An 8286-nucleotide genomic window follows, 5' to 3' on the forward strand; every position below is an offset into this window, starting at 1 on the left:
CCAGGTGGAATACCAATGCCAGGTAGAATGCCAATGCCAGGTGGAATGCCAATGCCGGGTGGAATGCCAATGCCGGGTGGAATGCCAATGCCGGGTGGAATGCCAATGCCGGGTGGAATGCCAATGCCAGGTCGAACGCCAATGCCGGGTGGAATGCCGATGCCAGGTGGAATGCCAATGCCAGGTGGAATGCCAATGCCAGGCGGAATGCCAATGCCAGGCGGAATGCCAATGCCAGGCGGAATGCCGATGCCAGGTGGAATGCCAATGCCGGGCGGAATGCCAATGCCAGGTGGAATGCCAATGCCAGGCGGAATGCCAATGCCAGGTGGAATGCCGATGCCAGGTGGAATGCCAATGCCAGGTCGAACGCCAATGCCAGGTGGAATGCCAATGCCGGGCGGAATGCCAATGCCAGGTGGAATGTAGTACTCAATATTTTGATAATATAAATAGTCTATAACAGTAATTTGTATGTTTATCATAAACAAGCAATATAAAACCTTCATAAAGCTCAGCACAAGACCGTACAAATTAGTATGGTCTTTTGTGTAATCGGAATAAGAGTTTGCCTAGGTTAAATGCCATATGTAAGAATAGAATGTTAGAAGTGGGTGAGTAGCCACTAAAAAATTATTCGTACACATATTAATATCCCTTTGTTCAAAAGACCACAAAATAATAATGTACTTCTAAATAAAATTGCATTGCAGTAAAAAGCGTACCTATTCTAGCTGACGCAACAATTAGCCAAATGGTGCGTAGAAAAAAGTGAATTCAATTAAATTACTATAGTTTTTGCAAGAAAGCTTCAGCCGTTTCGGTTTGAAGAACGTGTAAAGAAACAATCTGGGAAATATTAAGTACAACATGATTGGCTGTCATCACTACTTTACCTACCTTGTACTTTACGTTTTCTAAAAGAATAGTTTCATCAAAATTAACAGCTTTACCATTCACTTCATTATTTTCGCTGTTTTGGATGGATAGATAGTAAATATGTCTAATGAGATTATTAGTGTTGGTATAGACTGCATCTGAATTATTAACAGTAATTTGGGTTCCTACATATACACCATTAGATGTAATTATACACAAAGAATTTCCTTGAAAATCTTTTATCTCTGTTATCGAACTCAATGCCGAGATAGTATCCATAAGGTTAGCCATAATTTATGCCTCTTTTCATAAAAATTAGAGTATTACAATATTCTTAAAAAATTTATCATAGTGGAATCACCTAAAAGAGTTACGAGAGTATCGCAAACTTACGAGATACGTCACGAGTAAATAAATCTTCTCTCCAAAGTTAGAAAGCAGTGAAAATCCCAATTCCACGGTTGATTTAAGTGATCCATGATGTGAATTTGGAGCTAGGGTCAATGTAGCAAGGATTCCATAATTATAATATTATTTGAATTTTAGTAAACTTACTACAAGTTTACAGAAATTCGTAAATAATAGTACGAAATTAATCGTATAAGTGCTTATCATGTATGTCAAAAACAAGCAATTGAAACTACTAAATTGATAGTCAAATTTCTGTTTTATTTTTCTAGTGATGACATATCATTCCCCTTTGCACTATGATAAGTGTAGAAGGTGGTGTGAAAATTGAGTGGAAATTTAGAACATATTACAATCAGTTTTTGTGAACAAAACGGAGATGTAATTATGACCTACGATATTAATAATAATTTATCGGCTTTAATCCCTAATGTAGGTGATGTAGTTAATATTGATGATAAATATAGAGCTGTAAGTGAAAAAGCATTTACATACGGATTACAAACCATCGTAGTTACAATTTATTTAGAAGAATTATAGTGTGCAATGAAAGTCACATCAAACAAGATGTGGTTTTTTATTAACTAGAATAAACCTATCAACTTTATGATGTTATAGTTGATAAAAAAGTGACAGGATTACACCAATATTTAACGTTAATTATAAAAATGTTGGCAGGCTAGTTTTGCCTACTAGGAGGATGAAGAGTTTTATTTATCTATAATCAAGAGATAATTAAAATGAATACAATTGTTAAAAACAGATTTAGTATAGGTGTATTTGTGAAGAATTTTCGGTAAATAGTAATTAATTCTCGATAATTTTGCAAAGTTGGGCGATAAATTATCCAAAGTTCTAAATGAAAAGAAGAAGGAGCTGCCAACTGTCAGCTCCTTCTTTTTAGGAAAACATCGACATTATAAACACGGTATTTTGTAAAACGCTATGAAAGGTGTCTTCCTTCATATTTTTCATTTGCATGCCCATATTAATGAGTGTCAGGATGGGGATTGCTATGATAATGCCAGATAAAAATAAATATTTTGAATGGCTAAGTAATAGAGCTAACACCAAGATGGTGCCACCCACAATAAAATACAGAAAATATAACATATGAAACCCTAAATTTAAAAGAATAGTGTAATCATACTGTACAAATCTATTATTCTACAAGTATCTTTTTGTCGTAATTAGCAAGAATTAAAAATAAATAGTATATTTCTACAGACTGAAAAATCTGAAAATATAAACTTTATAACATATGAATTGAATCCCTATTAATGCATCGTATTATACGATATAATCGTTTTATGCGATATATTGAAAGGAGTTAATTTGATGATTCAGGATATAAATAATTATTTTACAACTATTTTTTATCATCTACATACAACACATGAAGATGTCATTTCCCATCAAAGCGTGCGAATTTTACAGATGATACAAAAGGAAGATGAGGTTACTGTTCGGGATATCGCAGGATTACTGAATATTTCTCAAAATACAGCCTCCGAGCATATTAAAAAACTCGAACGGAATGGCTGGGTGAGGAAGGAAAGGGCTGTTGATGATCAACGCAAAGTCATGCTTCATTTAACAGTTGAGGGGCTTGTGATTGTCAAAAAAAATACCGAATTAGACGATAATAAACTACAGCATGCTTTACATCAATTATCAGAAGATGAGCAACAAACCATTTTACAGGCATTTCGTTTATTAAGCGAGGTGTCGAAATAATGATCACGTTTGTTAAAATTCTTAGTTCTGCAGCGATTATTGGGATCGTTACAGAGGTAGCCAGAAGATTTCCAACGTATGGTGGTATTATTGCCGCACTACCTCTTGTTAGTATTTTAAGTATTATATGGCTGACAGTACAAAGTGAATCGAGCGAACATATTCAGCGTTTTACAGTTGGTGTGATCGTTGGTTTACCAGCAACAATGATGATGCTCTTTGTTATATACATGGCGATGAAGTCATCCATTCATATCGTTTTTGCCATAGGATTAGGCGTTGTTTCATGGGCCATATTTTTGGGCATCCAGAAAGCAATAGCTAGTGTTTTTCATATTTCGATTTAATAAGGAGTTAAAAAATGACAATTGTCTCGATTCAACAATTACCTCAAAAAGAAGTGCAGCAGTTTTTTAAGGAACACTGGGGAACGACAGAAATGGTCATATCTAGTGGTATTTATGACTGTAGCAAACTTGAGGGATTTGCATATATGGACACAAAAAAGAAGATACTTGGTCTTGTGACATATATTTTACGTGGAGAACAGTGTGAAATTATTTCACTAGACAGTATTGTGGAAGGTAAGGGTATTGGTTCTTCACTTGTACAGGCTGTAGAACAGCAGACTTTCGCGACTAACTGTACAAGAATCACTCTTATCACAACTAATGATAATTTACATGCTTTAAAATTTTATCAAAAACGGGGCTATTTTTTAGTGGAAATTCTACAAAATGCTGTCGCACAAGCAAGACTCTATAAGCCTGAAATTCCTCTTGTCGGCAATGACGGTATTCCAATACGTGATGAAATAAGACTACAAAAACAATCTGTCTCTTACTAAGGCAGATTGTTTTTATCTTCTAGGTTTTCCAGTAGAGAATTTATCGTTATACTTGATTGGGAAACAGGAAAGTGAGGAAAGTAATGAAAAAAATTTTATTTGTTTTATTGTTTAGCGTTCTTGTGGTGGGAGCGACATTCATCATTTATGTAAAAAGTAATGCACCACTAGTAATTAGTGCTTATACAAGTCTTAAAGATAATCCAACGGTCAAAATAATTGAAGTAGAGAATAAAGGATTACAGGAAATACAGCTTCAGCAAATCCTTATTAACGATAAAGTACCTGAGAAGATAGAACTTGTTGTAAGTAAGTCTGCACCGTTTGAAGCAGAAATGAAGATGGAGAATGATCCCAACCTTATATTTTATAAATTAAGGCAGATTACTATTTTTCCTAGTCAATACATAGATCGTCAGGCAATAGGAAAGCAGCCTCAGCATTATGCTGTGAGAGTGGATGCAGCTAATATGAAAACTATAACGATAAAGTATACATATTTAAAAATTCCATTTACGCTAACAGCTACATTGCAAACGATAAAATGATTAGAATTGTCCAATATGATTTTATTAATTTGCTTGCATCCATACTCTTTGCCATTAAGACTTAATCAATCAACACATTAGATTGTATAATAATTTTCCTTTCTGGTATAAGGAACTAAAAGAGGGCGATAATGGAACCAATTGCGGTGGATTTCGTAAAATATGAATAGGGAAGCAAGCACAAAATATAAATATGTTAATCGAGTAATCTTTGAAAAGAAGGTAAAGAACTTGGACATTTTAACTGATAAATTGATTGTCATTGCGTTATTTATACTTATTATTCATTCGATTGAAACACTTGCCTATGCAGTTAGATTGTCGGGTGCCAGAGTAAAATTATTAGCCTCAGCCCTATCCTTATTTAATGTCATGGTTATGGTGTCCAGACTGGCTAATATGATGCAACAGCCTTTTACAGGTAGCTTAATTGATACAGTACCAGAGGTAAACACACTAGCCTTCGTCGAGCAGCAATTCCGAGTAATAATTGGCTTTGCTTCACTAGGTACACTAGTAGGCATACTGCTTTTACCTACATTTGTGGCCATATTTTCAAGAGCCATTATCCATTTATCGGAGGAAAGGGGCTCCATTCCAGCTTTATTCAAGAAAAGCGTGAAAATCGAGTATATCAAAAGAGGCTTCAAACATATTCATATGCCAAGCTTTTCCTACTTAAAAGGGATTAGTTGGCGTGATATTCCCTTTAAATTATTTATTATCAATGTACTAATTACTGCCATCTATACCATTGGGGTGCTGTCAGCCTTGTATGCAGCACTACTTGCTCCTGAAAGACAAGCAACGGCTATGATGTCATCTGGACTAATTAATGGTTTGGCAACAATCTTGTTAATAATTTTTATTGACCCTAAGATTTCTATTCTTGCAGACGATGTTATCAATCAAAGAGGTAGTTATTTAAGCCTTAAACGAGCTTCTGTAATGATGATGGGTTCAAGATTATTAGGAACCGTTTTGGCACAGCTCCTATTTATTCCAGGAGCAAAATATATCGCATGGTTTACCCAGTTTATGACATGATAGCTTTAGTATACTTCCTCTGAAGAGCAATTAGGCTTCACTGAAAAAGAAAGTACTGATTCATTTTCAATAGCAGGTAGAAAAAATAGGAGAAAAGACGGGTGCAAATAGAAGAACTTGAAGGTGTTATTATTATTAATGGGCTAGAAATAAGTGGATTTATTGATAAAACAAAAAAGTGCACAAAATGTCAAAATTATACTATATATGATGATTCTTTTGATGCCTATTTTTGTGCTAATTGCAATGAATGGCAAGAAGAAAAATGCAGTGATCCACATTGTTATTACTGCGTACAAAGACCAGACTATCCTTTACCAACAGCAATAAGGATTTGAAAAAGCGTTGCAAAAAAAATTTTTCAAATATTGACAAGTTATATAATATTCGATTATAGTAGTTAACAATTTCATCAATCAATGAATTAGGTGATGATAAGGACACGAGAGTTGAGTAGCGATTCACAGAGAGGGAGGTATTTGCTGAAAGCTTCCTAATGCAGCAATCAAGTCTTACTACCTTTGAGCCGTGCTTGGAAACTTGCACCGTTATTGCAACGTTACTGCAAATCAATGAGCCACTAGCAAATCTAGTGGGAATTTGGGTGGAACCACGGGTAATGAACACATACTCGTCCCTTTTATGGGGCGGATATGTGTTTTTTTATTTTTTAATTAGTGTCTTATCGGACCTGATTATTCAAAAAAGGAGTAGAGAATATGTCAAATCAAGTTATTAACATTCAATTTCCAGATGGTCAACAGCAAGTATTTACAAAGGGTGTAACACTAACCGAAATTGCACAAACAATAAGCCCAGCTTTGCGTAAAAAAGCAATTGTAGGGAGTGCTAACGGAACCATCATTGATTTGACACGCCCTATTGTGGAAGATACACAAATCGCCCTCTATGATGCTGGCTCAAAAGAAGGTATTCAGGTAATTCGCCATTCAACAGCTCATTTGTTAGCACAAGCAGTGAAGCGTCTGTATCCTGATGCTCGTTTTGGCGTCGGACCTGTCATTGACAACGGGTTTTATTATGATATCCATCTAGCCCATCCGCTTGTGCCAGAAGATTTACTACAAATAGAAAAAATGATGAAGCAAATTGTACAAGAAAATAGTCCGATACTGAGAAGAGAGGTTACACGCAAAGAGGCACAGCAGCTATTTGCCCATGATGCATTAAAGCTAGAGCTATTAGCGGATATTCCTGAACATGATACAGTGACAATTTATGAGCAGGGAGAATTTTATGATTTATGTCGTGGACCACATGTATCTTCTACAGGTAAATTACAGCACTTTAAATTAATGAATGTTTCTGGCGCTTATTGGCGTGGTGATAGTAAAAATCAGATGCTTCAGCGTATATATGGTGTTGCGTTCTCCTCAAAAGAGGAATTAGCACAATACTTTGTTTTTTTAGAAGAAGCAGAGAAGCGAAATCATCGCAAGTTAGGAAAAGAGCTGGAGCTATTTATGTTTTCAGAGGAAGCACCAGGTATGCCGTTTTATTTAGCAAATGGCCAAATCATTCGTAATGAGCTAGAGTCTTATTTACGCCAGTTGCAAGCGAAATTTGATTATCATGAAGTACGGACACCATTGATGATGAATCAACGTCTTTGGGAGCAATCGGGACACTGGGATCATTATAAAGACAATATGTATTTTACACATGTAGATGATCAAAGCTTCGCGCTAAAGCCTATGAATTGTCCCGGTCACATGCTGATTTTTAAAAATGATTTACATTCATATAGAGATTTACCAATTCGAATGGCTGAATTTGGTCAAGTGCATCGACATGAATTTAGTGGTGCATTAAATGGACTTTTACGAGTGCGTACTTTTTGCCAGGATGATGCGCATATTTTTGTCACACCACAACAAATCGAGAAAGAAATTGCACTCGCTCTAAAAATTATTGATGAAGTATACCAGGTTTTTGGCTTCCAGTATGACATTGAATTATCCACACGTCCTGCTGATTATATGGGTGAATTGGAGCTATGGAATCAAGCAGAAATAGCGCTGGAGAACGTACTTAATCATTTGGGCTTGCCATTTACAATCAATGAAGGCGATGGCGCGTTTTATGGACCTAAGATTGATATTCATATTAAAGATGCTATTCATCGCAGCCATCAATGTGCAACAGTTCAGCTCGATTTCCAACTACCTGAGAAATTTGATTTAACGTATATCAATGAACATAATGAAAAAGTAAGACCAGTTGTTATTCATCGAGCTGTATTTGGCTCAATTGATCGTTTTTTAGGGATATTAATTGAGCATTTTGGAGGTGTGTTCCCTACATGGCTTGCACCGAAGCAGGTACAAATTATCGGTGTAGCAGATCAACACCAAGAATATGTACAGCAAGTAGTGGAGGTGTTACAAAAGGAACAGATTCGTGTGGGGATAGATAATCGTTCTGAAAAGCTTGGTAAGAAAATTCGTGAGGCGCAAATGAAAAAAATACCATATATTTTTGTATTAGGTGATCGCGAAAAAGATCAACAGTATGTTACTATTCGTAAACATGGTGAGCAATCCTTACATGAAATGCCATTATCACAATTTGTGGAGAACATCAGGCAAGAGATAAAACAAAAAGCAATTCGTTAAAATCCATACTTTAAAGATGTAGCTCGACTACTAGGCATATCTCATGAATCAAATCGATCACTGGGCCTAGAGTCGAGCTAACTTATGACGTAAGCCCGTATTCAAATAACGCATATAATCACGTAGCACCTCTCGGTACTATAAAGGTATCAATTAAAGGAGGTGCCTTTCATTGCCACAGCAA

10 protein-coding genes are annotated in these 8286 nt (G+C 35.8%); 9 read left to right on the forward strand and 1 reads right to left on the reverse strand.

Going from position 1 to position 8286, the window contains the following annotated elements:
- The coding region (locus tag ACQKIM_RS24915) for a hypothetical protein (protein ID WP_427549111.1) at window positions 1-429 on the forward strand (429 nt) is incomplete at its 5' end.
- 360 nt (window positions 430-789) lie between these two features.
- Here ACQKIM_RS24915 and ACQKIM_RS24920 read toward each other — a convergent pair.
- The gene (locus ACQKIM_RS24920; RefSeq protein WP_427549113.1) at window positions 790-1170 is read right to left on the reverse strand and encodes a hypothetical protein; all 381 of its coding nucleotides are present in this window, start codon (window positions 1168-1170) and stop codon (window positions 790-792) included.
- Between the two features lie 444 nt (window positions 1171-1614).
- Here ACQKIM_RS24920 and ACQKIM_RS24925 point away from each other — a divergent pair, with 444 nt between their 5' ends.
- The 8 genes from ACQKIM_RS24925 (at window position 1615) to thrS (ending at window position 8102) form a co-directional block, all read left to right on the forward strand.
- Window positions 1615-1827, forward strand: coding sequence for a hypothetical protein (locus ACQKIM_RS24925; RefSeq protein WP_427549114.1), 213 nt, complete (start codon window positions 1615-1617; stop codon window positions 1825-1827).
- Window positions 1828-2625: 798 nt separating this feature from the next.
- Window positions 2626-3024 carry a MarR family winged helix-turn-helix transcriptional regulator gene (locus ACQKIM_RS24930; RefSeq protein WP_427549115.1) on the forward strand — a complete coding sequence of 133 codons (399 nt, stop codon included), beginning with the start codon at window positions 2626-2628 and terminating at the stop codon, window positions 3022-3024.
- Window positions 3024-3371, forward strand: a complete 348-nt coding sequence (locus ACQKIM_RS24935) for a DUF3147 family protein (RefSeq protein WP_427549116.1) — start codon at window positions 3024-3026, stop codon at window positions 3369-3371. The genes ACQKIM_RS24930 and ACQKIM_RS24935 overlap by 1 nt, the downstream gene beginning before the upstream one ends.
- A gap of 14 nt (window positions 3372-3385) precedes the next feature.
- Window positions 3386-3871 (forward strand): GNAT family N-acetyltransferase, encoded by a 486-nt coding sequence (locus ACQKIM_RS24940; protein WP_427549117.1) that lies wholly within the window; start codon window positions 3386-3388, stop codon window positions 3869-3871.
- Window positions 3872-3954: 83 nt separating this feature from the next.
- A complete protein-coding gene (locus tag ACQKIM_RS24945; protein WP_427549118.1) occupies window positions 3955-4419 on the forward strand; it encodes a hypothetical protein in 465 nt (154 codons plus the stop codon).
- Window positions 4420-4650: 231 nt separating this feature from the next.
- Window positions 4651-5466, forward strand: coding sequence for a lipid II flippase Amj family protein (locus ACQKIM_RS24950; protein WP_427549119.1), 816 nt, complete (start codon window positions 4651-4653; stop codon window positions 5464-5466).
- 101 nt (window positions 5467-5567) lie between these two features.
- Entirely contained in the window at window positions 5568-5804 is a 237-nt protein-coding gene (locus tag ACQKIM_RS24955) for a hypothetical protein (protein ID WP_427549120.1), read from the forward strand.
- Between the two features lie 381 nt (window positions 5805-6185).
- Window positions 6186-8102 (forward strand): threonine--tRNA ligase, encoded by a 1917-nt coding sequence (gene thrS / locus ACQKIM_RS24960; RefSeq protein WP_427549121.1) that lies wholly within the window; start codon window positions 6186-6188, stop codon window positions 8100-8102.
- Window positions 8103-8286: the final 184 nt, after the last annotated feature.

It is taken from the genome of Lysinibacillus sp. NPDC047702 (assembly GCF_050272555.1).
Taxonomy (GTDB): domain Bacteria; phylum Bacillota; class Bacilli; order Bacillales_A; family Planococcaceae; genus Lysinibacillus.